Source organism: Streptosporangium sp. NPDC050855 (genome assembly GCF_044456585.1).
Lineage (GTDB): Bacteria > Actinomycetota > Actinomycetes > Streptosporangiales > Streptosporangiaceae > Streptosporangium > Streptosporangium longisporum.
Genome location: NZ_JBITFY010000023.1, coordinates 53,310 through 76,966 on the forward strand (window position 1 = coordinate 53,310; position 23,657 = coordinate 76,966).

21 protein-coding genes and 1 pseudogene are annotated in these 23,657 nt (G+C 72.5%); 7 read left to right on the forward strand and 15 right to left on the reverse strand.

The window, feature by feature from the left end; translation table 11 throughout:
- Positions 1-30: 30 nt before the first annotated feature.
- Positions 31-183, reverse strand: a pseudogene (locus ACIBCT_RS34210) (LacI family DNA-binding transcriptional regulator); the annotation flags it as partial.
- 623 nt (positions 184-806) lie between these two features.
- Positions 807-1,217: a DUF6463 family protein gene (locus ACIBCT_RS34215; protein ID WP_399195821.1), complete on the reverse strand. Its 411-nt coding sequence runs from the start codon at positions 1,215-1,217 to the stop codon at positions 807-809.
- A 171-nt stretch (positions 1,218-1,388) separates the two neighbouring features.
- Between ACIBCT_RS34215 and ACIBCT_RS34220 the strand changes: the two genes are divergently transcribed.
- On the forward strand, positions 1,389-2,009 hold the full coding sequence (locus tag ACIBCT_RS34220) for a TetR/AcrR family transcriptional regulator (protein ID WP_399195823.1): 621 nt from the start codon (positions 1,389-1,391) through the stop codon (positions 2,007-2,009).
- Between the two features lie 10 nt (positions 2,010-2,019).
- Here the strand turns inward: ACIBCT_RS34220 and ACIBCT_RS34225 are convergent, their stop codons facing one another.
- Together ACIBCT_RS34225 and ACIBCT_RS34230 are read right to left on the reverse strand one after the other, a co-directional pair.
- Positions 2,020-2,739: a demethylmenaquinone methyltransferase gene (locus tag ACIBCT_RS34225; protein WP_399195825.1), complete on the reverse strand. Its 720-nt coding sequence runs from the start codon at positions 2,737-2,739 to the stop codon at positions 2,020-2,022.
- Positions 2,740-2,951: 212 nt separating this feature from the next.
- The gene (locus ACIBCT_RS34230; RefSeq protein ID WP_399195827.1) at positions 2,952-3,809 is read right to left on the reverse strand and encodes an alpha/beta fold hydrolase; all 858 of its coding nucleotides are present in this window, start codon (positions 3,807-3,809) and stop codon (positions 2,952-2,954) included.
- Between the two features lie 91 nt (positions 3,810-3,900).
- Here ACIBCT_RS34230 and ACIBCT_RS34235 point away from each other — a divergent pair, with 91 nt between their 5' ends.
- The 3 genes from ACIBCT_RS34235 (at position 3,901) to ACIBCT_RS34245 (ending at position 5,793) form a co-directional block, all read left to right on the forward strand.
- Positions 3,901-4,503 carry a TetR/AcrR family transcriptional regulator gene (locus tag ACIBCT_RS34235; RefSeq protein WP_399195829.1) on the forward strand — a complete coding sequence of 201 codons (603 nt, stop codon included), beginning with the start codon at positions 3,901-3,903 and terminating at the stop codon, positions 4,501-4,503.
- A gap of 106 nt (positions 4,504-4,609) precedes the next feature.
- Positions 4,610-5,245, forward strand: a complete 636-nt coding sequence (locus ACIBCT_RS34240) for a TetR/AcrR family transcriptional regulator (protein WP_399195831.1) — start codon at positions 4,610-4,612, stop codon at positions 5,243-5,245.
- A 62-nt stretch (positions 5,246-5,307) separates the two neighbouring features.
- A complete protein-coding gene (locus ACIBCT_RS34245) occupies positions 5,308-5,793 on the forward strand; it encodes a DUF2867 domain-containing protein (protein WP_399195833.1) in 486 nt (161 codons plus the stop codon).
- Between the two features lie 246 nt (positions 5,794-6,039).
- On the opposite strand, the gene ACIBCT_RS34250 is transcribed toward ACIBCT_RS34245, so the two are convergent.
- The 5 genes from ACIBCT_RS34250 to ACIBCT_RS34270 form a co-directional block, all read right to left on the reverse strand.
- Positions 6,040-6,675: a DedA family protein gene (locus ACIBCT_RS34250; RefSeq protein ID WP_399195836.1), complete on the reverse strand. Its 636-nt coding sequence runs from the start codon at positions 6,673-6,675 to the stop codon at positions 6,040-6,042.
- A 315-nt stretch (positions 6,676-6,990) separates the two neighbouring features.
- On the reverse strand, positions 6,991-7,620 hold the full coding sequence (locus ACIBCT_RS34255; protein WP_399195838.1) for a YigZ family protein: 630 nt from the start codon (positions 7,618-7,620) through the stop codon (positions 6,991-6,993).
- Positions 7,621-7,718: 98 nt separating this feature from the next.
- Positions 7,719-10,256, reverse strand: coding sequence for an endo-1,4-beta-xylanase (locus tag ACIBCT_RS34260; protein WP_399195840.1), 2,538 nt, complete (start codon positions 10,254-10,256; stop codon positions 7,719-7,721).
- Between the two features lie 231 nt (positions 10,257-10,487).
- Complete coding sequence (locus ACIBCT_RS34265; RefSeq protein ID WP_399195842.1) at positions 10,488-10,634, reverse strand: hypothetical protein; 147 nt, start codon at positions 10,632-10,634, stop codon at positions 10,488-10,490.
- A gap of 17 nt (positions 10,635-10,651) precedes the next feature.
- Positions 10,652-12,601 carry a sigma-70 family RNA polymerase sigma factor gene (locus ACIBCT_RS34270; protein WP_399195843.1) on the reverse strand — a complete coding sequence of 650 codons (1,950 nt, stop codon included), beginning with the start codon at positions 12,599-12,601 and terminating at the stop codon, positions 10,652-10,654.
- A gap of 403 nt (positions 12,602-13,004) precedes the next feature.
- Here ACIBCT_RS34270 and ACIBCT_RS34275 point away from each other — a divergent pair, with 403 nt between their 5' ends.
- Both ACIBCT_RS34275 and ACIBCT_RS34280 read left to right on the forward strand, forming a co-directional pair.
- Entirely contained in the window at positions 13,005-14,462 is a 1,458-nt protein-coding gene (locus tag ACIBCT_RS34275) for a DUF1996 domain-containing protein (protein ID WP_399195845.1), read from the forward strand.
- 272 nt (positions 14,463-14,734) lie between these two features.
- The gene (locus tag ACIBCT_RS34280) at positions 14,735-15,370 is read left to right on the forward strand and encodes a DUF305 domain-containing protein (RefSeq protein WP_399195847.1); all 636 of its coding nucleotides are present in this window, start codon (positions 14,735-14,737) and stop codon (positions 15,368-15,370) included.
- 50 nt (positions 15,371-15,420) lie between these two features.
- Here the strand turns inward: ACIBCT_RS34280 and ACIBCT_RS34285 are convergent, their stop codons facing one another.
- The 3 genes from ACIBCT_RS34285 to ACIBCT_RS34295 all read right to left on the reverse strand — a co-directional run bounded on the left by ACIBCT_RS34285 (position 15,421) and on the right by ACIBCT_RS34295 (position 18,364).
- Entirely contained in the window at positions 15,421-16,224 is an 804-nt protein-coding gene (locus ACIBCT_RS34285; RefSeq protein ID WP_399195849.1) for an ATP-binding cassette domain-containing protein, read from the reverse strand.
- Positions 16,221-17,228: an ABC transporter permease gene (locus ACIBCT_RS34290; RefSeq protein ID WP_399195945.1), complete on the reverse strand. Its 1,008-nt coding sequence runs from the start codon at positions 17,226-17,228 to the stop codon at positions 16,221-16,223. Before ACIBCT_RS34290 ends, ACIBCT_RS34285 begins: the two co-directional genes overlap by 4 nt.
- A 146-nt stretch (positions 17,229-17,374) precedes the next feature.
- Complete coding sequence (locus ACIBCT_RS34295) at positions 17,375-18,364, reverse strand: sugar ABC transporter substrate-binding protein (RefSeq protein ID WP_399195851.1); 990 nt, start codon at positions 18,362-18,364, stop codon at positions 17,375-17,377.
- Between the two features lie 782 nt (positions 18,365-19,146).
- Between ACIBCT_RS34295 and ACIBCT_RS34300 the strand changes: the two genes are divergently transcribed.
- Positions 19,147-20,133: a sulfotransferase family protein gene (locus ACIBCT_RS34300; RefSeq protein WP_399195853.1), complete on the forward strand. Its 987-nt coding sequence runs from the start codon at positions 19,147-19,149 to the stop codon at positions 20,131-20,133.
- 138 nt (positions 20,134-20,271) lie between these two features.
- On the opposite strand, the gene ACIBCT_RS34305 is transcribed toward ACIBCT_RS34300, so the two are convergent.
- From ACIBCT_RS34305 to ACIBCT_RS34315, 3 genes are all read right to left on the reverse strand, one after another.
- Positions 20,272-21,162 carry a hypothetical protein gene (locus ACIBCT_RS34305; RefSeq protein WP_399195855.1) on the reverse strand — a complete coding sequence of 297 codons (891 nt, stop codon included), beginning with the start codon at positions 21,160-21,162 and terminating at the stop codon, positions 20,272-20,274.
- Positions 21,163-21,325: 163 nt separating this feature from the next.
- Positions 21,326-22,648 (reverse strand): lanthionine synthetase LanC family protein, encoded by a 1,323-nt coding sequence (locus ACIBCT_RS34310; RefSeq protein WP_399195857.1) that lies wholly within the window; start codon positions 22,646-22,648, stop codon positions 21,326-21,328.
- Between the two features lie 123 nt (positions 22,649-22,771).
- Positions 22,772-23,575 (reverse strand): inositol monophosphatase family protein, encoded by an 804-nt coding sequence (locus ACIBCT_RS34315; RefSeq protein ID WP_399195859.1) that lies wholly within the window; start codon positions 23,573-23,575, stop codon positions 22,772-22,774.
- Positions 23,576-23,657: the final 82 nt, after the last annotated feature.

Here is a 23,657-nt window from a genome sequence, read left to right on the forward strand (position 1 = left end):
CGGCCGGGGCCGGTGCGGAGCGCAGCCGTGCCGCTCCAGCACCAGGGCGACCAGCCGCCGGGTGCGCGCGGAGACGCCGGGCCTGCCGTTGAGCGCCTTGGACACGGTCGCCACCGAGACCCCCGCCTCGCGGGCGATCACCGCCAGCTTGGGCGGCCGCGCGGGCGGATCCTCGGCGGTCATCGTCCAACTGTCCTCCGTCGCGCCGGTGAGGGGCCAGAACGCCACCGCGAAAATTTCCGGGATGCGGCGTTCTGCCTGGTGGCTGGCTCGGGCGCGTTCCCCGGCCGTTGACGTTCCGGGCGCGCTGCCGCACCCTTTCCAGCTACCGGCCTCCTCGGAGCGCCCCGCTCCCGCCGGCCCGCGACGCCCCCGGAGGAGCCCCGCCGTGACCGCCCCCGCCCCCGTACGGCACCGGCCCGCGAGAACACCGGCCGGAACGGTGCGGGGACGACGACCTACCGCAACCCCGTGCTGAACGCCGACTGGTCCGATCCCGACGTGATCCGGGTGGGCGAGGACTTCTACCTGACGGCGACGGCGCGCTCGTCACGTTCCTGGCCGACACCGGGGAGGGCCCGCGCGAGATCGGCTCCCCCTTCCAGGCCACACTGGGCCGCTGGGTCGGGGCGGTGCTCGGCCTGTACGCCATGGGGCGGGACACCGGGCACGCGGTCTTCGAGGCGTTCACCGTGGACGTCGGCGCGTAGCCGGGAACCGTCCGCTCCCCTGGCCCGCGAGAGGCCGGCGCACCGTCGGGGAGTCTCATCGTGAGGATGGGGGTGTGGCTCCGGCGCGGCCCGGCGTCACCGGGGAGGCCCGGCCTGGGGCGCGGGGTCGTCATGGCGGGCGGCGCGGCGGGCCCCGGCCAGCAGCAGGACGATCGCGAGCACGCCGAGCGGCCAGGGCGTGAACGGCTGGACCACGGCGTCGACCACGGTCCAGATCCCCAGCGTCCACGCGATGAACGCCGGCGGTGTGATGCCGCGGCGGTCCAGCCACACCACGATCAGGCCGATCACGACGAGCGGCGGGCCGAAGCTGTCCACGCTCAGCCAGTACGCGCTGCCCGCCGGGCTCATCTGCGCCAGGTCCTCGTGCCACAGTCCCCCGCCGAACCACGTCCCGGCGTGGCGCGCGGCCTTCTCCACCGTCAGGGCGCCGAGCGTGTGCGCCGCTCCGCAGAACGCGAGGATCCAACCGGCCCACTTGATCATCTGAGTTCTCCGTTCGTGTCGCGAGGCCGTGCGGTGCGGCTCCATCGGCGATGGGACGGCCGGCACCCAGGTCCGGGCGAGTTACGGAACCGTGGTTTCGGTACCGATGTTCCGTATCATGCAGGCATGGCAGTGAGAAGGCAACAGGGCGGACGCCCCCGGGACGGTCGCGTGGATCACAAGATCCTGCAGACCACCCGGGAGCTGATCGACGAGGCGGGCTACCCGGCCCTGACGGTCGACCGGGTCGCGGCCCGCGCCGGAGTGGGCAAGGCGGCGATCTACCGCCGCTACGCCTCCAAGGCCGAGATGGCGTTCGCCGCCATCGTGCACGGGCAGCAGCCGCCACCGCCGGCCGACACCGGCTCCCTGCACGGGGACCTGCTGGCACTGGCCCGCACGTTTCACGCCCGCATGGCCACCCCGGCGGCCAGGCACGTGGCACCGGCCCTGATAGGCGAGCTCGCCGCCGACCCTGAACTGGACACCCGGTTCCAGGACACCTTCCTGGCCGCCGAACACGCCGGTCTCGCCGAGATCGTCGAACGGGCCGTGGCGCGCGGCGAACTGGCCGGCCCCGTCGACCCCACGATCGCCCACCTGCTGCTGCTCGGCTCCCTCGCGGCCGGCCTGTACATCATCAACCTGCCCGTCGACGACGCGATGATCATCGATCTCGTCACCGCGACCGCGACCGGCATCGCCGCCCTGGCCGACCGGCACCACGGTGACCCCCGCGGCGACCCCAGCGGTGCCGCCCGGCCGGGCCCGCCGGCACCGGGTCGAGCGTGACGCCGGTGATTCAGCGCCGGGGCTTGTAGCCCCTGTGCAGGGCGACGATGCCCAGGTCGAGGTTGCGCCACGCCACCCGCTCCCAGCCGGCCCCCTGGATGATCCCGGCCAGGGCCGGCTGGTCGTGCCAGTCCCTGACGGACTCGGCGAGGTACTCGTAGGAGTCGTCGTTGGAGCCGAAGATCCTGCCCACCGCGGGCAGCATCCTCATCAGGTACTCGCGGTGGAGCAGGTCGAACGACGCGACCGTCACGTGGGAGGATTCGAGGATCACCAGCCTGCCGCCCGGCTTGGCGACGCGCAGCATCTCACGCAGGGCCTGCCCGGTGTCGTGCACGTTGCGCAGCGCCGCGGAGATCGTGACGGCGTCGAAGGCGTCGTCGGCGAACGGCAGGTTCAGGGCGTCACCCGCGATGAACGGCAGGCCGGGGCCGGTGAGCGCGTTTCGCCCCCTGCGCCTGACGCCCGTGTTCAGCATGCCGATGGAGAAGTCGGAGGCGATCGCGCGTGCGCCCCGCCCGGTGAACGCATCGGTGGAGGTGCCGGTACCCGCTCCGAGGTCGAGCACGGTCTCGCCGGGACCCGCGTCGACGGCCTCGGCGACGGCCCTGCGCCACAGCCGCATCCGGCCGAGCGAGATGACGTCGTTCACGAAGTCGTACCGCCGGGCCGTGCGGTCGAACATCGCGGCGACCTCATGCGGTCGCTTGTCCAGCTGTGCGCGGGTCATGAAGTCCCCAGATCGTGTGCCGTGATCACGGGCGGCCGGGTGCCTCCGTGGTCGAGCCTGTGCGGCCCGGCCTCCCGAAGCCGGGCTCGTCGTCGCGGTCGCCGCCGATCGCGGCGAAGGCGGTCGCCGCCGTTCGCGGTGAAGGCGGTCGCCGCCGTTCGCGGTGAAGGCGGTCGCCGCCGTTCGCGGTGAAGGCGGTCGTCGCCGTTCGCTCAGCGCGCGCGCCGGGACGGTTCCGCCCCGGTCTCGACCAGGAAGCCGGTGAGCACCTCGGCGAGTCGTTCGGGCCGGTCCTCGGGGACGAGCGTGGACGAGTCGGCGATCTCGATCAGCCGGCCCCTCGGGTACAGCTCCGCCAGCCGGGGGCCGTGCTCGCGCGGCATCAACCGGTCTTCGCTCGCCCAGACGACCAGCACGGGGCGGTCGAAGTCGCTCAGTCGCTCACTCCAGGCCAGCAAGGTCTCACGCCCGGGCGCCGAGGTGGCGAACTTGGCGAAGTCCCTGCGAATGGCCCTGCTCCGGGTCGCGGGAGCGAACCAGTCGTCCATGATCTCGTCCGGGATCCCGCGCAGGCTCATCCCGCCGAATCCATCGCGGTTGTTCCGGAACCACGGAAAACGCATGAGCCGCGTCAGGAGCCAGACGCCACCGGGAACCCTGCACATCGCGGCCAGCGGCTTGACGGGTCCCGGGGGAAAGTTGTCGAACGCCTCGCAGGCCACCAGCACGAGGCGCGCGATCCGGTGGGCCCGCCCCTCCGACACCAGGAACTGGCCACCGCCCCAGTCGTTGAGGACGAGGGTCACCTCGTCCACGGCGAGCCGTTCGATGAACTCGCCCAGCAGCAGCGCGACACCGCGCTGCGACAGGTCGGCGTCCGGGTTCATCGGCCGGCGATGACCACCGAGGGGCAGCGTGGGCAGGACGCAGCGGTACCCCTCCAGCAGCGGCACCACCTTGCGCCACTGGGTCTCGTTCATCGGCGGGCCGTGGCCGAACACCAGCACCGGCCCCTGGCCGCCGGTGTCCTGATAGTCGATCGGACCGCACGACAGCTCGATCGTCGGCATCACACCTCCATTTGATAGATCGTTCTAATGTAACCTAGTGAACACCGACGGATCACGCCAAGCCCTCTGGGCGCGGAAAGGGTGAAGCGCAATGGGACGGACGGACACGCGGACCAGGATCCAGGACGCGGCCACGGTGCTGTTCCGCCGCAACGGCTACTCGGGCACCGGCCTGAAGCGGATCGCCACGGAGGCGGACGCGCCCTTCGGCTCCATCTACCACTTCTTCCCCGGCGGCAAGCAGCAGCTGGCCGAGGAGGCGATCCGCACGTCCGGAACCGCGTACGGCCGGATGGTGCTGGAACTGCTGGACAGCGTCCCGGACCCGGTCGAGTCCGTCGAGCACGCCTTCCGGACGGCCGCGGACGACCTCGCAGCGACCGGCTACGCCGACGCGTGCCCGATCGCGGCCGTGGCGCTGGAGGTCGCCGGCACCAACGAGGTCCTCCGGGTCACGACGGCGGAGGTCTTCGCCGGTTGGGTCGATGCCGGTGAGCAGTGGTTCGCCCGCTGGGTGCCCGACCGGAACACGGCGCGGTCACTCGCCTATTCGATGATCATGATTCTGGAGGGGGCGTTCGTGCTCTCCCGGGCCGCCCGCGACCCGGAGCCGCTGCGGGTGGCCGGCCGGTCGATGGCCGAGATGCTGCTCAGGGCCGTCGAGAAGACCGGCGCGCAGACCGGCGAGGGGTGATCCCTGCGAGCGGGACAGGCGACGGGAGCCGTCCGTCACACTTTCATACATGTACGTATGTATGTATATTGACGATGGAACCGGAGACGAGGGCGGGGGAAGCGGCATGAGCGGGACGGTCGCGCGTCGTACGCAGGCCGATAGGCGCGCCAGGACGCGGGGGGCCATCCTGGCGAGCGCCGCGCGGGGACTGTCCACGTACGGCTACGCCGATCTGGTCCTGGAGCAGGTGGCGAGGGACGCGGGATACACCCGGGGGGCGCTCTACCACCTGTTCGCCGGCAAGGAGGAGCTCGCCCTCGCGGTGGTGGAGTGGGTGACCGAGACGTGGGACGTCGAGGTGCGCCTGCCCGCCCTCTCCGAGGCCGATCCCCTGGCCTCGCTCCTGACGATGGCCAGGGGTCACACTCTCTACTGCCGTCGCGACGTGGCCAGGGTGATGCTCACCCTCAGGGTCGAGTTCGCCGGGCAGGATCACCCGGTCGGGCGTGCGGTCGGTGAGACCATCGGCCGGCTGGAGACCGAGTGCGCCGGGCTCATCGCCGCGGGCCGCGACAACGGCTCGATCCCCCCGGGGCCGCCGGCGCGCCTGACGGCGGTCGCCTTCGTCGGGCTGATCGAGGCGGTCGCGATCCAGGTGGCAGGCCAGGCCCCCCACGACATCGAGCTCATGGAGAGAGCGGTGCGCGGGATCCTCGGTGTCGCCCCCGTCGTGTCCCCGTCACCACCCGCGCACCGCTGACGGCGCGGACCACGTGACCACGCCGCCACCTTGGCCGATCGACCCGAACGGGAGAACTTGAGATGCCGATCACGAGACGAGCCCGCGCCCATCCCACCGTGGCGTCACCGACGACGTTGCTCACCGCCTCCGGGATCCGGGGCGACTGGACCGACTGCCAACGCCAGCCGGTGTCCGCGCACGCGTGCACGGATCCCGCCGAATGGGCGCGCGGACTCTTCCACGATCCACCGGCGTGGGTCACCGCCGCGCTGTCGGTACGCGATCGTGCGGTCAGGCTTCTCGGGCTCCGGACGACCTCACAGGAGAGCTTCCCCGTACTGGCCCGCAACGAGAAGGAGGTGCTGGTGGGTGCCGACGACCGGCACCTCGACTTCCGAGCGGCCGTCCGGTGCCACGACGGCGCGGTGGACGTGATCACGTTCGTCCAGGTCCACAACACGCTCGGGTGGCTCTACCTCGGTCCCGTGCGTCTCGTGCACCCGCCGATGGTCCGAGGGCTGCTCCGGCGCGCGGCCGGGCGCCTGGATCCGTCACCGGGCCCCTGAGTCCGGGACGAGCGCCTCGTCCCGCCCGGCCGGAACGGCCCAGCCCGATGCCGTGGCTCGCACCGGTCCTCGTGGCCGCGTGGCCTCGTGGCCGCGTGTCCGCGTGTCCGCGTGGCCTCGTGGCCGCGTGGCCCGGAACGTGATCCCGGCCGGCGGGCCGGTCCCCGGCGCACCGGCCGGGGCTCAAGGCCCAAGGGCCCGGGGGCCGGCCGGGCGTCACGGGCGGCCCCGGCCACCCCTCACCGGTCAGGCGTGGTGCCTGCCCTTGCGGCGGTCGGAGACCCTGACCACCACGAAGATCACGATGGCCAGGATCACGATGCCCAGCACCGCCTTCGAGACGATGCCCATGTACTGCTCGACCAGCTCCCACTGCTCACCGAGCAGGTAGCCGGCCATCACGAAGGCCGTGTTCCAGATGAGGCTGCCCGCCGTGGTCAGGAGCGTGAAGATCGTGATCGGCATCCGCTCGACCCCCGCCGGGATCGAGATGAGGCTGCGGAAGATCGGGATCATCCGCCCGAAGAAGACGGTCTTCTTGCCGTGCCGGGCGAACCACGCCTCGGTCCTCTCGATGTCCGCGACGTTGATCAGCGGCAGCTTGGAGGCGATGGCCACCACGCGGTTGCGTCCCAGCAGCGCCCCGACCGCGTACAGCGCCAGCGCGCCGATCACCGACCCCAGGGTCGTCCAGACCACGACGTCGAACAGCCTCATGTCCCCCCGGCTGGCGGTGAATCCGGCCAGCGGCAGGATCACCTCGCTCGGCAGGGGCGGGAACAGGTTCTCGAGCGCGATGGCCAGACCTGCCCCCGGTGCGCCCAGGGTTTCCATGAGGCTGATCGCCCAGCCGGCGATCCCGTCGGGATTCGGTGAACTCATGGGGACAAGGCTACGGAGAGCCGGGGTACGGCGTGGATGAGGAGCGCTCCCGATCCTGCCTGGTGCGCACCACAGCCCACCGGCTGAGGAAAATCGCACCCCCCGCCGCCGGGCCCGCCACGACCGGAAGCCCCCCTGCGTTTCCGCACGTCAAAGCAATTTTCGAAGGGTCGCGCGGGGGGTCGCGCCGGGCCGTGCCACTCCTTCCGGCCGCCGGGAACGGGCCGATCCACCCCCCGGCCCGCACCACCGTCCCCGACCAAGTGTGACCTATCCCACATTGACGCCGTCCCGGTCGTCCCTTTTCGGCCCTGCTCAGGGAGACGCGAGGTGAACCGCCTCGCCCGGCTCGACCCCGGCCCGGCCGGCCGTCAGGGTGGCGACCCAGCCGGGGAAGGCCGCGAGGTCCCGCTCACGCACCGCGACGCGGAAACCCACCTCGGCCCCGTAGACGACCTCCCTGATCTCGTACGGGGAGGCGTGCAGATCGTTCTCCAGCCGTCCGGCCCGGACGTGGTCCACGGTCACGGTCATCACCCGGGCGGGCACCATCTCGACCAGCGGCGTCACGTCCAGGGTCTTGCCGACCGAGGAGCCGTAGGCGCGGACCAGGCCGCCCGCGCCGAGCTTCACCCCGCCGAAGTAACGGGTCACCACCGCCACCGCGTCGGCCACACCCCGGCGCAGCAGGGTCTCCAGCATCGGGGTCCCCGCGGTGCCGCCGGGCTCGCCGTCGTCGTCGGCCCGCTGGACACCCCGGTCACCGCCGATCACGTACGCCGAGCAGTTGTGGGTGGCGTCGCCGTACAGCCGCCTGCGACCGGCGACGAACTCCCTGGCCGCCTCCTCGGACCGGGCCGGGCCGACCGCGCACAGGAAACGGGACCGCTTGATCTCGATCTCGTGTTCCACGGTCTCCCGGGGCGTCAGGTACGGTTCGGGCATCCGGCAAGGCTATCGGCGAACCCGGCCGGGGCGCGGGAGCGGGCGTCCCGGTCGCGGGACCGGCGACCGTGCCGCCGGCCGGATTCACCGCCCGGCTCTCAGGCGGGCCGGCACGAGACGGTGGGCCAGGTCCGGTTGCCGTTGTGCTGGATCGTCACCCCCCAGTCGTTGCCGGCGCCGTTGGGCCGAGCGGTCATCACGTTGCCGGAGGAGTCCCAGGTCGGACTGACGTTCCAGGTAGCGATGATCTTCGCCGGAGACCGCATCGTCATGGTCACCACCCAGTCGTCGGCGCCGGTGACGGCGACGCTCAGGTTGTAGCGGTCCGACCAGGTCTGGCCGGCGGACAGCTGCGCGGTGCAGCCGCCACCCGGTGTGGGCGTCGGGGTCGGGCCGGGACCGGGGCCGGGTCCGGCGGCGTTGAGCTCGTTGAGCACCGCCGTGTAGGCGGCCTTCTTGTTGCCGTTGCGATCGAACAGGAGCGGGTTGTCATTGGGGCGCCAGGAGTCGCTGTCGCGTACCCCCCACACGGTGATGCCCACGCAGCGGGTCACCCGCAGGCAGGCGCGGGTGGCGGCGGCGTAGTCGGAGGCCGAGGCGCCGGCGATGTCCAGCTCGGTGATCGCCACGTCCACGCCCAGGTCGGCGAAGTTCTGCAACGTGGTCTGGAAGTTGGACGGCAGCGGGTTGCCGCTGTTGAAGTGGGCCTGGAAGCCGACACAGTCGATCGGCACGCCCCGGGCCTTGAAGTCCTGCACCATGCGGAAGACGCCCTGGGTCTTGGCCGCCGACCAGTTCTCGATGTTGTAGTCGTTGTAGCACAGCTTCACGCCGGGGTCGGCGGCCCGGGCGGTGCGGAAGGCCACCTCGATCCAGTCGTTGCCGGTGCCCTGCAGGTTGGAGGAGCGCCTGCCACCACTGCCGTCGTCGGCGAAGGCCTCGTTGACGACGTCCCAGTGCACGAGCTTGCCGCGGTAGTGGGCCATCACCCCGTTGATGTGGCTGATCATCGCCTGGCGCAGGGCCGAGCCCGACATCTGTTCCATCCACGCGGGCTGCTGGGAGTGCCAGGCCAGCGTGTGGCCGCGCACCTCCTTGCCGTTGCCGGTGGCCCAGTTGTAGACCTGGTCACCGGCGCCGAAGCTGAACTGCCCCCGGTTCGGCTCGGTGGCGTTGATCTTCATCTCGTTCTCGGCGGTGACCGAGTCGAACTCCCGGTCGGCGATCGTCGTGTACTGGGAGTCGCCGAGCTTTCCGGAGTTGATCGCGACACCGAAGTACCGGCCGCTACGCGCGGCCGCCGCGCCCAGCGTGGTGGCCGACGGGGCCGGCGACGGGCTGGCCGACGGCGAAGGACTTCCCGTGGGGGTCGGGGAGGGAGTGGCGTCGGTCAGGACGGGGGTGGTCCAGTCGCGCCACTCGGCCAGGTTGCCCTGGGCACGGGACGAGATGCGCATCACTCCCGGGGTGTTCCCGGTCTTCAGCAGGAACTTCTGGATGTTCTGCTGCAGCGGTGTGCGCCATTCGGACCGGTTCGCGCAGTGTGAACCGTCCTGGACGTCGGACCAGTAGGTGATGTTGGAACCGGCGCCCAGGGCCTTGTAGACCTCGGCGCCGCCCAGGGCCGCCACGCTCGCCGAGCGCGGGCCCAGGTTGGCGATGTGCGGGTTGTCCATGATGAACAGGCCGCGGGGGGCGATCATCGCGACCATCTGGTGGGTGTCGACCGGCAGGCGGGTGGGACTGCCGGTGAAGGAGCCGAACGCGTCGCCGAACCAGGGCTGTTCACCGTACGCGCTGGACAGGCTCTGGGCGTTCTCACCGGGGACGCCGCGGAAGATCGGCACTCCTGCGGTGCCGGACTCGATCGGCATCGTCAGGGCGATGCGCTGGTCGAGGACACCGGCCACGAACGCGCCCTTGCCGAAACGGGAGCAGCCCGTCACGCCGGTCGCGTCCGCTTTCAGGACGTTGCCGCCCGACTGCTCGATCACATCGATGATGCGGCTGACGCCCCAGCCCCAGGCGGCCAGCAGCCCGGTCGCCGAGGAGGAGCCGTAGACGCTGTAGAAGGCGCCCTGCTTGTTGTTGCGTGGCGTGCCCTCCCGGCCCACGACGTAGGGGTCGTAGCTGATGACCGCGGCGCCGGCGGCCCGGATGGCGGCGGTGTCGGCACCGAGGCCGCCGTACACGATCACGGCGGGGAAGGGGCCCGATCCGCCCCCGGTCGGCAACTGCACACCCGCCGAGAAGCTGGAGGAGCGGCCGTTGTGGGAGACGTTGACCGTGATGTTGCTGCTGGAGACGGTGCCCGTGACACTCGCCGGCTTGCCGGGCTTCTCACCGTAGACGAACTTCTCGGCCAGGCGCTTGATCTCCTCACGGCGGCAGCGCCACTCACCCGTGGTGGTCATGCGCGTGCCGTCCAGCTTGCGGAAGGGATCGGGCAGGCGGGAGTTCGTGGGCAGGCTGCCCGCGTCGGGCAGGGTCGGCACGGCACAGTCGGCGCCCTCGTTCTCGACCGCCGCCGAGGCTTCCGTGACGGTGAGCGCCAGCACACCTGTGATCGACAGAAGCACCGCCGCCATCAGCGCGACGGCCCGTGTACGGATCCTCGACCTGGCTGAATCGATCATGGCCGGGATTCTCCTTCCGGTGCATAGAAGGGGGGCGGCACATGCCCGCCCGTATGGCGCTCAGTGTGAAAAAATCACCGAAACATGTCAATAGAGAGCAAAAATATTTCGAAACTCCACAAATCAATATCTCTCTGAGCTGGACACACGCTTTCGAAAGTCCTGAAAGTACGGGAAAGTAAGGCTTCTCCCGGGACGGGTGATCGCCTTACCTGCCGCGAGGAAAGCGGGTCAGAGGGTGGGCACCACGATGGGGGTGCCGGTCACCGGGTCGGGCACGACGATGCTCGGCAGGTCGAAGACCTCCCGGACGAGCGCCGCGTCGACGACGGCACCGGGCACGCCCTCGGCGACGACGCGGCCGTCCTTCATCGCCACCAGGTGGCGGGATATGGTCAGCGGGCCGCCTGGAAGGCTCGGCCCGCCCGGGTCACGGTCCCGTCGGCGCGGAACAGCCCGCTGCCGGGTTCGGTCTCCGAGGAGGGCAGCCCGAACCAGGCGTAGCGCCGCACGTACGGCAGGGTCGCCAGCATCCTGGTGGAGGCGGTGAGGAACGCGGCCTGCTGGGCGTCGGTGGCGTAGCGGGTCCCGTTCGAGAAGTCGATCAGGGCGTACTCGGTGAGCCAGATCGGCTTGCGGTAGCGCTCGTGCACGGCCTGGACGTACGACCTGAGCTGCCCGACCGCGGCCTCGGTGCGGAAGTCGGCGCCGTACCAGTGCAGCGCGATGAAGTCGACCCGGTAGCCCCGCTCCTCGGCACCGGACATGAAGCGGTCCAGCCACCCGCCGGGGGTGTCGGCGCCGAACGCGACCGACGGGCTGCCGAGCACCCGCCCCGCGGACATCAGCCGGGGCCAGAGCGACAGCGCCTGCTCCACGGTCATGTTCGCCTGCGTGGGCAGGTCGGGCTCGTTGAAGGCCAGCAGGTACGGGCCCGCCTTCCTGGCGCGGGCCAGCTCGGCGGGGGTGACGCTGCCGGCCCCCCAGATCATCGGGACGAACCCGCTCCTTCCCGGACCGGTGACACCCTCGGGCCGGGTGGACCAGTTGTAGTACCAGCCGGCACCGGAGGCGGCGAGCGCCGTGCCGAGGCCGGGCATCTTCCACACGCCGACGCCCTTCCTGGCGGAGGTCACCACGGCGGGCGGCGGGGAAGGCCGGGGGGTCCTGCTCCGCCCGGGGGACGGGGTCGGCCGGGGTGTGGCGCGCGCCGACGGCGTCCGTGCCGGCGGTGCCGGGGACACCGGGGACACGGGGGACACCGGGGACGCCGACGCGGCCGCCGCGGTCGAGATGGCGGTACGGGCCGGTTCCGCCTGCGGCGGTCCGGGGCGCGGGGGCGCGGGGTCGGGGGCGACCAGGCGGCCGACCACCAGCAGCGCCCCGACGACGACGGCCGCCACCCCGCCGAGGACGGCCACCGGGCCCGAGGGGAGCTGCGACGCCAGGCCGCGCCCGCCGGACTCCGCGGCGTGGGAGCCGTGCGAGGCGTCCCAGAAGGTGGAGTGCGCCGCGGCCTCGGCCGCGGGCGGGACGGCCTGCAGGTGGTGCAGGGCGAAGCCGGCCGGCAGCGGCAGCAGCGGCAGCCCGGCGAGCAGGCGGTCGATGGGCAGCAGGCCCGCGGTCCGCCCCTGGCACAGGTCGCAGTCGCGGATGTGCCGGGCGAAGCGCTTGCGCCACAGCGGGCTGGGCGTGCCGTTCCAGTTCGCCGCCAGGTCGCGCAGCCCGGTGCAGCCGGACTCGGCGCGCGCCGCCCCGAGGGCCCGCACGATGGTCCGGGCGGTCTGCACCTGCTCCTTCATCCGCTGGACGCGCACGGCCGCGTGCCGCCCGGACAGGCCGAGGGCCCCGGCCAGCTCGGCGCGGCCGAGCTCGCCGGTCTCCTCCAGCCACCACAGCGCGAGCAGCGTCTGGTCGTCGCCGTCCAGCCAGCGGGTGGCCTCGGCCACCTCGCGGCGCTGGTCGGTCAGGCCGAGCCTCAGGATGGTCACGGCGGCGAAGTCCGAGGCCGGGTCGGGCAGCTCCTCGGCGGACTCCAGGTCGGCCCGGCGGTGCTGCGCGCTCCTGCGGTCCTGCTCGTGGTCGCGTACCTGGCGGACCGCGATGGCCACCAGCCAGGACCGGTACGCCCCCGCGTCCCGCAGGCCGGGCAGGGAGCGCACCACCCGCAGCAGCGTCTCCTGGACCACGTCGTCGACGTCGCCGTGACCGTTCAGCGCCCGCCCGACGATGTTGTACACGAGCGGGAGCGAGCCGGCGACCAGGGCGTCCAGGGCCCGCTGGTCCCCGGCGCGCGCCGCGGCCACCATCGCCGTGTCGGGTCCGTCCCTGCCGGTCTCCGGCATCCACACCCCTCGCTTCCGTCCGCGTCCGTGTCCGCCGCGCGCCGTGGCGCACGACGGACACGGACGATTCTCTCCATAACTCTCATAACGGGAGACCACGAGCCCCCTTCATGGAGACCGGAGGGCGGCCGGGCCGACAACGAAAATCCGGGCCGTCTTTTTTGGTACGTCGCCGTTTTCCGTTATCGCCGGCCGGGCCCGCGGTCTCCGGTACAGGAGCGGAACGCGCCCGGCCTCACCGCCGGACGCCACGACAGGAAGGCTCGCGGCGATGACACCCCCCACCCGGCGCGACCGGCCGCTCCCGCACGGGGCGGCCCGTGCCGGACCTCGGAACGACGGACGGCCCGGCACGGGACGCCACCTCCATCACCACCCGATCCCCCTAAGGACCTCCATCCACATGAGTGAGACCGCTCCGCGCACCACGGCACCGCACCGGCGACCGCGCCGCCTCGCGCTCACCGGTGCCCTCGCGACCCTTCTGGGCGCCTGCCTGGTGAACGGCGTCCTGCCGGCCGAGGCGGCCGAGACACCGCTGTCACGGTCGGGCAAGGCCACCGCCTCATCGTCCGAGAGGGGCGACCTGTCCCCCTCGGCCGCGATCGACGGCAGGGACGACACCCGCTGGTCGAGCGCCTTCGGCGACCCCCAGTGGTTCCAGGTCGACCTGGGCGCCTCCGCGTCGATCACGAAGATCGTGCTGGACTGGGAACGCGCCCACGCCACCGCCTTCACGATCCAGACCTCCTCCGGCGGCGGCCAGTGGAAGACGATCCACACCACGACCGCGGGCAAGGGCGGGACGCAGACGCTGAACGTCTCGGCCACCGGCCGCTACGTCCGGCTGAACGCCACCGCGCGCTCCTCGGAGTACGGGGTGTCGCTGTGGGAGTTCGAGGTCCACGGCACCGGCGGGAGCACCGCGACCCCCCGGCCCAGCGCCTCCCCGACCCGCACCTCCCCCGGCGCCACCCCGAGCGCCACCCCGACCCGCACCTCTCCCGGTACCACCCCGAGCGCCACCCCGACCAGGCCCGTCCCCTCGCAGACGCCCTCCGGCCCCGGGGGCGACCTGCCCAAGGGCCCGGTGCCGCCGGGCGCGGTGCGGGTGGCGGAGTTCGTGGCCGAGTGCCCGTACACCCACCGGCTGCCCGACGACCCGATCGTGGTGCCGGGCCTGCCCGGCGGGTCGCACATGCACAGCTTCTTCGGCAACACCACCACCGACGCCGACTCCGACATCACGAGCCTGCTCAAGGGCGGCACCACCTGCAGCCCGAGGACCGACCTGTCGTCGTACTGGGTGCCGACCCTCTACAGCGGCGACAAGCCGGTCGAGCCGACCGGCACCACGTTCTACTACCTGGGCGAGGGCGTGCGGGACGAGCTGATGGCCAAGACCCGGCCGCTGCCGCTGGGACTGCGGATCGTGGCCGGCAACGCCAAGGCCACCAAGCCCGACGCCTCCAGCAACGCGCGCTGGTCGTGCCTGCACGCCGGGCACGTGGGCTCCTCGAAGGACTTCGTCGAGTGCCCCTCGGGCACGATGCTGGAGTCCTACCTGGACTTCCCGCACTGCTGGAACGGCAGGGACCTGGACTCGGCCGACCACAAGAGCCACATGTCCTACCCGGTGAACGGCGCCTGCCCGGCCTCGCACCCGGTGATCGTGCCCAAGCTGCGCCAGGTGCTGCGCTACCCGGTCAGCGGCGACCCCGCGAAGTTCCGGCTCGCGTCCGGTCCGGGCTTCACCATGCACGGTGACTTCTTCAACGCCTGGCCCGAGGCCGAGATGGAGCGCCGGGTGCGCGACTGCATCCGCCCGATCGTCAAGTGCGGCGCCGACGGCACCCCCTGACACCGGGACGACCGGCCGGTGGTGACCGGCCCGCGGTGACCGCCTCCCGGTCACCGGCTCACGGCGATCGCCCCACGGTGACCGGCCCATGGCGGCCGGTCACCGTCGGCCTTCCGGTGGCGGTCGTTTGACATGACCGGTTGACGGCGGGGCATGCGGCACCGTACGTCTGTCTCACCCCCACCCTCATCCGAACGGCGGGCGGGGCCCGGTCCCGGGCTCCGCCCCACCCCGGGTCCCCCCTCCGGCACGGCCCGGGTGAAGGGAGCGACATGAGAGCGTCCGTCGTCGGTGTTCCGGTACTCGCGGTGCTCACCGTCCTGCTGATCTCGCGCTGCGTGGCGGCCGGGCCCGAGTCCCATCCGGCCGCGGGTCACCACCGGGCCGGACCGGCCGCGGCCGTGAGCTCCCCCCTCCCCTCCACGGCGCCCTCGGGCACGCCCTCCGGCGGGGCCACCACCCCGGCCGGGTCCTTCAACGCCACCGACCTGGCCTGGCTGCAGCTGATGATCCCGATGACCGAGCAGTCGGTACGCCTGCTGGAGCTGGCCCCCGGCAAGACCTCGAACCCCGCGATCACACGGTTCGCCGCCGAGACCGTGCCCGCCCGCCGGGCGACGCTCAAGGGGCTGCGCGACCTGCTGCGGCGGGCCGGGGTGCCGCAGAGCCGCGAGCACGAGGGACACGACATGCCGGGCATGACGACCCCGGCCGACTTCGCCGCCCTGGACCGCGCGGACGGCCCGGCCTTCGACCGGCTCTTCACCGGGAACGCGCGGGAGTACCTGACCCAGTCCGTGCTGGTGGCCAAGGGCGAGGGACGGTCCGGGGCCGACCCGGCCACCAAGGCGTTCGCCGCGGCCACCGCCAAGGCCCACACCGACCAGCTCGCCCGGCTGGACCCCTGAGCCGACCCGGTGAGCGGTGCCGTGGACCCACCGGCGCCCGCGCGCTGGATTCAGCCCGGCGGGTCCTCGGCCCGGCTCAGCTCGTGGGCGAGCCGCTCCAGCTCGGCGCCGCCCGCCATCAGGGAGGTCAGCTCCTCGCGGGTGATCTCGTCCTTGGCGTACTCCCCCAGGCTCACGCCCCGGTTGAGCACCAGGAAGCGGTCCCCGATCGGGTAGGCGTGGTGCGGGTTGTGGGTGATGAAGACCACGCCCACGCCCCGGTCGCGGGCCTGGGCGATGTAGCGCAGCACGACCCCGGCCTGCTTGACCCCCAGGGCCGAGGTCGGCTCGTCCAGGATGAGCACGCGGGCCCCGAAGTGGACCGCGCGGGCGATGGCCACGGACTGGCGCTCACCGCCGGACAGGGTCCCCACCGGCTGGTCGACGTCGCGGATGTCGATGCCCATCGAGCGCAGCTCCTCGCGGACCGTCCGCCGGGCCAGGGCCACGTCGAAGCGGCGCAGCGGCCCCCGGCCCAGCACGGGCTCCGACCCGAGGAAGAAGTTCCGCCAGACCGACATCAGCGGGATCATCGCCAGATCCTGGTAGACGGTGGCGATGCCCCGCTCCAGCGCGTCACGGGGGCTGCCGAAGCCCGCGGGGGCGCCGTCCACCAGGTACGCGCCGGTGTCGGGGGCGTGCACGCCCGAAAGGATCTTGATCAGCGTGGACTTGCCCGCGCCGTTGTCGCCGAGGACGCAACCGACCTGTCCCGCGCGCACCCGCAGGGAGACGTCGCGCAGCGCGATCACCCCGCCGAACGTCTTGCCCACGCCGCGCACCTCCAGCAGCGGGGTGTCGTCCGTCCCGGTCAATGCCTCACCTCCTCGGCGTAGCGGCGTACGAACCGGTTGGCGAGCGTGGCCAGCAGCAGCATGGCCCCGAGGAAGAAGGTGAACCAGTCCGCGTCCCACCCGGCGAAGACGATGCCCTTGTCCGCCATACCGAAGATCACCGCACCCACGGCGGCACCGATCGCGGAGCCGTGGCCACCGGTCAGCAGGCAGCCGCCGATGACCGCCGCGATGATGTAGACGAACTCCTGGCCCACTCCGGAACCGGCCTGCACCGAGGTGAAGCGGAGCGCCATGATCGAGCCGACCAGCCAGGCCGCCCCGGCGGTGGTCATGAACAGGGCGATCTTGGTCCGTTCCGCGGGGACCCCGACCGCGCGGGCGGCCCGCTCGTCGCCGCCCACCGCGAAGATCCAGTTTCCGGCCCTGGTCCTGGCCAGCACCCAGGTGGCCACGGCGGTGACGGCCAGCCACCACAGGACGGCCACCCGGAACTCGGCCCCGGCCACCGTGATCGTCCCGCCCAGCACGGCCCTGGCCTCCTCGTACCCCTCGACCCTGCGCAGCCCGCCGACCTGCACGGTGCCGGTGAGCGCCTTGGTGGCGCCCAGGTTGACGCCCTGGAGCATCAGGAAGGTGGCCAGGGTGACGATGAAGCTCGGCAGCCCGGTGCGGACGACCACCAGGCCGTTGAGGAGGCCGACGAGCAGCGCCACGGCCAGGGCGGCGCCCATCGCCGCCCACAGCGGCAGGCCGTAGCGGGTGGAGAGGATGACCGTGACCAGGCCGACGGTGCCGGTCAGCACGCCCGCCGACAGGTCGAACTCGCCCCCGATCATCAGCAGCGCGATGGCGACCGCCATGATGCCCAGGGTGGAGGCCGGGTCCAGCCAGTTGGCCACGCCCTCGACCGAGCGGAAGACCGGCGACTGGGCGGCGAAGAACGCGAAGACCACCAGGGCGCCCACCACCGCGCCGAGCTCCGGCCTGATCAGCAACCGGCGGGCCGGCCCGCTCCGGGCCAGCCGCTCGTCGGCCGCGCCGGCCTTGCCGGTGACGCCGTTGGCGCCGGTCCCGTGGGCCGTGCCGGCCGTGTCGTCCGTGTCGGCGGTGTCGGCGGTGTCGGCGGTGTCGTCCGTGCCGGCGGTGTCACCGATGCCGGAGGGCACCGTCACCGGGTGCCCTTCTCGGCCAGCTGCGCCACCTTCTCGGCGTTCTCCTTGGTGACGAAACCGGGACCGGTGTTCACCGGCAGGCCGCCCCCGACGGTGTTGAGGTTGTCCCGGTGGAGGGTCAGGAACGTGATCGGCAGCCAGCCCTGCAGGTACTGCTGCTGGTCGACCGCGAACGCGATCTCGCCGTCCTTGATCGCGGCCACCACGTCGGCCGAGAGGTCGAAGGTGCCCAGCACGGCCTTGGACCCCCCGTCGGCGATGGCGTCGCGGGCGGCGACGGCCACGGCCGGGTTCAGGGTCAGCACACCGTCGAGCGAGGGGTCCGACTGGAGTCTCGCCTTGATCTTGGAGGTGGCGTCGGCGAGGTTGCCCACGTCCACCTGGAGCCGCTCGACCGTGCCGCCCAGCCCCTGCGTCGCGCCGTTGCAGCGCTGGTCCAGGCCGACGTTCCCGGCCTCGTGGATCACGCAGAGCAGCTTGGCGACCCCCTGTGCCTTGAGCCTCTCCCCCGCTCCCCGGCCGGCGACGTCCTCGGACTGGCCGACGTGCGTGATCGCGCCGAACTCCCGGGAGACGTCCCCGCCGGAGTTGATGGTGATCACCGGGATGCCCGCGGTCACGGCCTTGCCGATCGACTCCTTGAGGGCGTCGGGGTTGGCCATGGAGACCACGAGCCCGTTCACCTTCTGGCTGACGGCCTGGTCGATGAGCTGGGACTGGCGCCCGGGGTCGCCGTCGCCCTGGTAGGTCACGGTGACGCCGTAGCGCCTGCCCGCCGCCTCGGCGCCGTTCTTGACCACGTCCCAGAAGGCGTCGCCCGTGCCCGCGTGGGTGACCACGGCGAAGGTGCCGTCACCGGCCGCGGGGGCGGGAGCACCGGAAGGCTGCTCCACCGAGGGCTCCCCGCCGGCCTGCCCGGCCGAGCAGCCGGTCAGGACGGAGAGGCCCAGAACCGCCGCCAGGATCGGGACTGTCGTCCACTTCATTCGGTACCTCCGCGCGTCGCCTCGCCGGATCTCCCCGTCCCTGGTTTGTAACCAATGCATTACCTACGTGTCAATGATTTGTCGTGACATCACGACGTGACGCGAGGGGAGGAATGTGCCGTGTCCACCGGGGCCGGGGCGCGTTCGCGAGCGTCCGGCGGGGGGGGGGGGGGGGGGGGGCCGCCGCCCCCCCCCCCCCCCCCCCCCCGCCCCCCCCCCCCCCCCCCCCCCCCCCGGCCTCGCGCCGGAGGGCCCGGGACGTTCGTGCGACGGGGAGGCGGGGTACATCCTCTCCAGGCGGGACGGGACCGGACCGGGATCCGGGCGACACCACGGCACGGCGTCAGGGCAGAGCGGCACACGGCACGACTCGGCGTCACGACTCGACGCCGTGGCACAGCGGCACACGACACGGCGTCACGGCTCGGCATCACGGCTCGGCGCACACGACACGGCCGGGCGGCACGCGTACACGGCATCGCGGCAGCGGAACGGCGAACGGGAACGCTCCGGCAACCCCCCGTTAACACGGTCTCGGTACTCTTCCTGGTCACAGAAGTGCGGAACCCATGCACGATCGAGAAGCATCCGGAAGGCTCCCGGGGCCACCGGGCGGAATCGCGTCACCGGTCCCCGCCCTCCCGGGAGGGAACCGACGACTGAAGCCCGGGTTTCCGGGAATTCCGTCCGGGAACGTCACGACCTCGCGGTCGGACACTTGCCTTCGTCCGAGAAGGGACTATATTTACCAATAATTACAGTAGGGATTAAGGGTAATAACGATGCCGCTGCCGAACTTCCTGACCATCGGTGCCCCCAAGGCCGGGACCACCGCGCTGCACTCGGCTCTCGCCCGGCACCCGCGACTGTTCATGTCCCCGGTGAAGGAGCCCAAGTTCTTCCTCAGCGACGGCCCGCCGCCGACCAAGGGCGGGCCCGGGGACGCCCAGACCTACCGCGAGCACGTCTGGCGGCGCGAGGACTACGAGGCGCTGTTCAGCGAGGCGCCGCCGGGAACGCTCACCGGCGAGTCCACCCCCTTCTACCTCTACGACCGGGCGGCGCAGCGGCGGATCAGGGAGACCATCCCCGACGCCAGGCTCATCGTGGTGCTGCGCGACCCGGTGGAGCGCGCGCACTCCAACTGGACGCACCTGTGGTCGGCCGGGCTGGAGCCCGTCGGCGACGTGCTGAGGGCCTGCGCCGAGGAGGAGCGGCGGGTCAGGGCCGGCTGGGCGCCGTTCTGGCACTACCTCCGGCTCGGCAGATACGGCGAGCAGCTCGAACACCTCTACACGCTCTTCCCGCGCGAGCAGGTGCTCGTCTACCGCTACCGCGACCTGGTCGACCGCCCGGTCGACACCCTGGACCGGATCTTCCGCTTCCTCGGGGTGGAGAGCGGCGTGGTGACCGAGGTGCCCCGGGAGAACGTGACCGCCCACCCCGAGCCGACCCGGGGGCACCGGATGTTGTCCCGGGCACTGCGGGTGGGTGCGGCGATGGGACGATTCCTGCCGGACCGGGTGAACGTGGCCCTGACCGACCCGCTGGAGCGCAGGCTGCAGGATCAGGCCCGCCCCCGCCAGCCGCTGACCTGGGACCAGCGCGAGAAGCTGATCCCCTACTTCACCGAGGACGTGGCGCTGCTGCAGCGGGTGACCGGGGAGGACTTCAGCGACTGGCTGCGCCCGCGCGAGCGCTCGGGAGGCCTGGTGGGCACCCGTCCCAACGGCCAGCGCCAGGCCCGCAACGGCCGCCCCCAGCCCTGAGCACGGGAGCCCCCGCCCCTCGGCCCTGAGCACGGTGGCCCCGGCCCTGAGCACGGGAACCGGCGGAAGCGAGCGGGGACGGCACCTGTGCGACGGCCGGGAGGGACCCCGGGTGCGACGGCGCACCCGGGGCCGTCGTCAGCGCAGCTCGGTGCGGAGGTCGTGGGCCCCGTCCGCACGGGTGTACTCGTAGTACAGCCGGCGCCCCCCGCCGGGCAGGTCCACGATGTCGAGGTAGCGCAGGCCACCCCCGGCGTGCGGCGAGACCGCCACGGGCTCGGTGCCGACCGGGGTCAGCTCGGCGGGGTCGGTACCGATCGCGACGCCGGTCTTCTCCTCGTAGTTCTCCGCGGCCGTGGCCCTGCCGTCGTAGAAGGCCACCACCTGGTCGCCCACGAAGCGGACCGCCGCCACCCGCGCGCCCCGGGCGTCCCAGGTGCCGGGCCGGCCGCTGAGCGCGGTGCCCTGCCAGGTCCACTCGATGCCGTCGGCGCTGGTGGCGTAGTCGGACACCATCTGGTCGGCCTCCTCGGCCGCGTCCAGCGGGTGGCAGGAGGCCCACAGGTGCCACACGCCGTCCCTGAGCACGATCACCGGGTCCTTGACGCCGGTCTTGGGGTCGCCCGGCAGCACGACCTGCCGCTGCGAGGCACGGAAGCCCGACGGCTCGTCGGCCTCCAGCACCTCGACCCGCCAGTGCTTGGTGCCGTAGGTCGCGCAGCTGAGGTAGAGCCGCCACCGGCCCTCGGGGGTGCGGACCATGGTCGGCCGCTCCAGCGACTCGGTGTCCATCTCCTCCCTGCCGATGGTGAGCAGGGTCTCGAAGTGCTCACCGTCGGCGGAACGGGCGATGGCGACCGCGTAGCCGCGTCCCTCGCCGACGGGGCGGCGGAGCCGGTAGGCGAGGTAGATCATCCCGTCGCTCCACACCGCGCTCGGGGCACCGGCCCAGTGGCCCGCGGCCGGCTGGGCGGGCTCGATCGCGACGACGGAGCGGTCGGGGTCGGGAAGGAAATCCTGGATTGTCACGGGACCGAGACTAGGCAGGCTCTGGGCAGCACTCACGGGGAATCACCAATCATCATCACGAGCTTTGTCACCCCTTGACAGGCAAAGGGCATATCGTCCGAAGTCTGTAAGGCGCGACGTCCCGGCCCGAGGGCCGTCCTCCGATCATCCCGGCGACCGGTCCTCAGGTCCGGCGGAGCGTCGAGCTCGGCAGCGGGATGGCCGGGAACGGGTTGTCCGGCGGCAGGATCAGGCGCCGCGCCTCCCGCGGGCGCGCGGTGGCGTCCAGGTGCAGGAGTGCCGATCCGATGCCCGCCGCGCCGACCATGTACCCGGTGTCGGCGGTCACCTCTCCGGGCCGTAATCGGCGGTAGGCCTGGTACCAGCGCGAGCCCCGGCCGTCGTGGCGGGTGGCCCGGGTGACCAGGTCCCGGCCCAGGGTCCTGGCGTAGTCCAGGTGCCGCTGCTCGCCGGTCGCCGCCCAGAGGCCGACGAACAGCTCCACCAGCCCGGCGGTGCCGCAGCACTGGCAGGCCGAGTTCCAGTAGCCGCCGCTCTGCACGGGCGGGGCGCCGCTGCGGACGATCCCCCTGGCCAGCCGCTCGGCCCAGTCGAGGTCCCCGGCGTCGTCCGAGACGCGGTGCAGCTCGTAGAACATCCGGGCGACCCCGGCCGAGCCGGAGCAGAAGCCCAGGTAGTGCAGGTCGCGTCCCTGCGGGATGTGGTGCGGCACCAGGGCGCACCGCTCGGTCACGGTGCTGACCGCCCGGACGAAGTCGGCCCCCCTGCGTGCGGCGTCCAGGAAGCGGCTCTCGCCGGTGACCCCGTACAGGCGGGCGAGCACGAAGGCGGTGCCGGCCGTGCCGGACAGGAAGCCCGGGGTGACCGCGTCCATCGGCAGGTCGGCGCAGGCCTCCTCGCCGAACCGGTGCCCGGGGACCACCAGCGCGGCGATGCGGTCCCCGGCCTCGACCGCGGCCTCCTGGTAGGCGGGCACCCCCAGGATGCCCGCGGCGTGCAGCAGCCCGAGGATGGTCCCGCCGTCGCCCCGCTGGGCGGGGTCACCGGTCCAGCCCAGGCCGCCGTCGACGGTACGGGCGCCGCGCACGATGTGGTCGGCGACCGCGGCGGCCTCGACCTCGAACTCCCGCTCGCCGGTGGCCCACCCGGCCTCGGACAGGACGAACATCACCCCGGCCAGGCCGTGGTGGAGGGAGAGGTCGGCCTGCTCGCGCCAGGTGGCCATGAGGTAGCGGGCACCGGCCCGGACGTCGCCGAGGTAGCCGTCGTCACCGGTGGCGGCGGCGAGCTCCAGGAAGAACAACACGATCCCGGCGGCCCCCGAGTACAGCGAGAGCGGGTGGTCGGGCATGGCGGCCCGGCCGTGCGGATCGGGGTTGGCCCGCCAGTGCCGCCCCCGCTCGTCGTCCACGGCCGCCGACCGGATCCAGCGCGCGGCCTCGACGGCGGTGGCCAGCGGGCTCTCGGCCTCCGGCTCCAGGCTCATGTCGGCTCCTTCGTACGGCGACACGACCACCTTACCCTTATTTCCTACAGGATCAATTGGTAATGCGGTCGGAACTCCGGGACAGGTCGTGCGGCGGCCCGCCGCCCACCCGCCCGTCCCTGCTCAGGCCGGGCGCCCGTCGAGGACCAGCTCGCTCATGACCGATCCCGCCAGGTCGAACCCTCCGACGTGGGCGAGGTAGCCACCGGGTTCGAAGACCGACCCCTTCAGCGGGATGAAGACGCCTCCCGCCTGACGGATCAGCAGCGAGCCCGCCGCCATGTCCCACGGACTGACCCTACTGCCGTAGGCGACGTCCGCCCACCCCGCCGCGACATGCGCCAGCTTGAGCGCGGTGCTGCCGGGGCGGCGGGTGGAGGCGAAGGACGTCAGCATCCGCCCGAAGCGCCGCAGCGTCTCTTCCCCGCCGTCGGTCACCTCGGCGGGGAAGGGGTAGCTGGTCAGCAGCACCGCCTCGCGGTCGCGTACGGCACCGGCGCTGCGCAGCGGCACCCCGTTGCACCAGGCCCCGGTGAGGTCGGCGCGGAACTCGTCGTCGCGCGCCGGGTCGTAGATCACCCCGGCGACCACCTCGTCGCCGACGGCGGCGGCGATCGACACGCAGAAGAACGGCAGTCCCACGGCGAAGTTCGCGGTCCCGTCGATCGGGTCGACGTACCAGCGGATCTCGCCCGAGCCCTCGCTGCCGCCCTCCTCGCCGATGACCGTGCTGCCCGGCACGCGCCTTTCGATGATCTCCCTGATGATGTGCTCCGAGGCGTGGTCGTGCTCGGTCACCGGGTCGTGGAAATCGCTCTTGGTCTCGACGGCGGGACGCGATCGGAACACCTCGCGCAGCCGGTCTCCGGCGGTGCGGGCGGCCTCCACCGCGACGGCGGCGAGATCGGCCGAAACATTCGGGTCCATGGGCTTCCTCCAGTGGCGCGAACCGGCGCCGGTCGTACGGGGGCGGATCGGGGGTCGTCCGGGGCGGACGGGGCGTCCGGGG

Coding starts and splice junctions, on each gene's coding strand:
- ACIBCT_RS34215 (WP_399195821.1), bottom strand. CDS start 1,217: ATGATCAAGTGGGCCGGTTGGATCCTCGCGTTCTGCGGAGCGGCGCAC.
- ACIBCT_RS34225 (WP_399195825.1), bottom strand. CDS start 2,739: ATGACCCGCGCACAGCTGGACAAGCGACCGCATGAGGTCGCCGCGATG.
- ACIBCT_RS34230 (WP_399195827.1), bottom strand. CDS start 3,809: ATGCCGACGATCGAGCTGTCGTGCGGTCCGATCGACTATCAGGACACC.
- ACIBCT_RS34235 (WP_399195829.1), top strand. CDS start 3,901: ATGGGACGGACGGACACGCGGACCAGGATCCAGGACGCGGCCACGGTG.
- ACIBCT_RS34240 (WP_399195831.1), top strand. CDS start 4,610: ATGAGCGGGACGGTCGCGCGTCGTACGCAGGCCGATAGGCGCGCCAGG.
- ACIBCT_RS34245 (WP_399195833.1), top strand. CDS start 5,308: ATGCCGATCACGAGACGAGCCCGCGCCCATCCCACCGTGGCGTCACCG.
- ACIBCT_RS34250 (WP_399195836.1), bottom strand. CDS start 6,675: ATGAGTTCACCGAATCCCGACGGGATCGCCGGCTGGGCGATCAGCCTC.
- ACIBCT_RS34255 (WP_399195838.1), bottom strand. CDS start 7,620: ATGCCCGAACCGTACCTGACGCCCCGGGAGACCGTGGAACACGAGATC.
- ACIBCT_RS34260 (WP_399195840.1), bottom strand. CDS start 10,256: ATGATCGATTCAGCCAGGTCGAGGATCCGTACACGGGCCGTCGCGCTG.
- ACIBCT_RS34270 (WP_399195843.1), bottom strand. CDS start 12,601: ATGCCGGAGACCGGCAGGGACGGACCCGACACGGCGATGGTGGCCGCG.
- ACIBCT_RS34275 (WP_399195845.1), top strand. CDS start 13,005: ATGAGTGAGACCGCTCCGCGCACCACGGCACCGCACCGGCGACCGCGC.
- ACIBCT_RS34280 (WP_399195847.1), top strand. CDS start 14,735: ATGAGAGCGTCCGTCGTCGGTGTTCCGGTACTCGCGGTGCTCACCGTC.
- ACIBCT_RS34295 (WP_399195851.1), bottom strand. CDS start 18,364: ATGAAGTGGACGACAGTCCCGATCCTGGCGGCGGTTCTGGGCCTCTCC.
- ACIBCT_RS34300 (WP_399195853.1), top strand. CDS start 19,147: ATGCCGCTGCCGAACTTCCTGACCATCGGTGCCCCCAAGGCCGGGACC.
- ACIBCT_RS34310 (WP_399195857.1), bottom strand. CDS start 22,648: ATGAGCCTGGAGCCGGAGGCCGAGAGCCCGCTGGCCACCGCCGTCGAG.
- ACIBCT_RS34315 (WP_399195859.1), bottom strand. CDS start 23,575: ATGGACCCGAATGTTTCGGCCGATCTCGCCGCCGTCGCGGTGGAGGCC.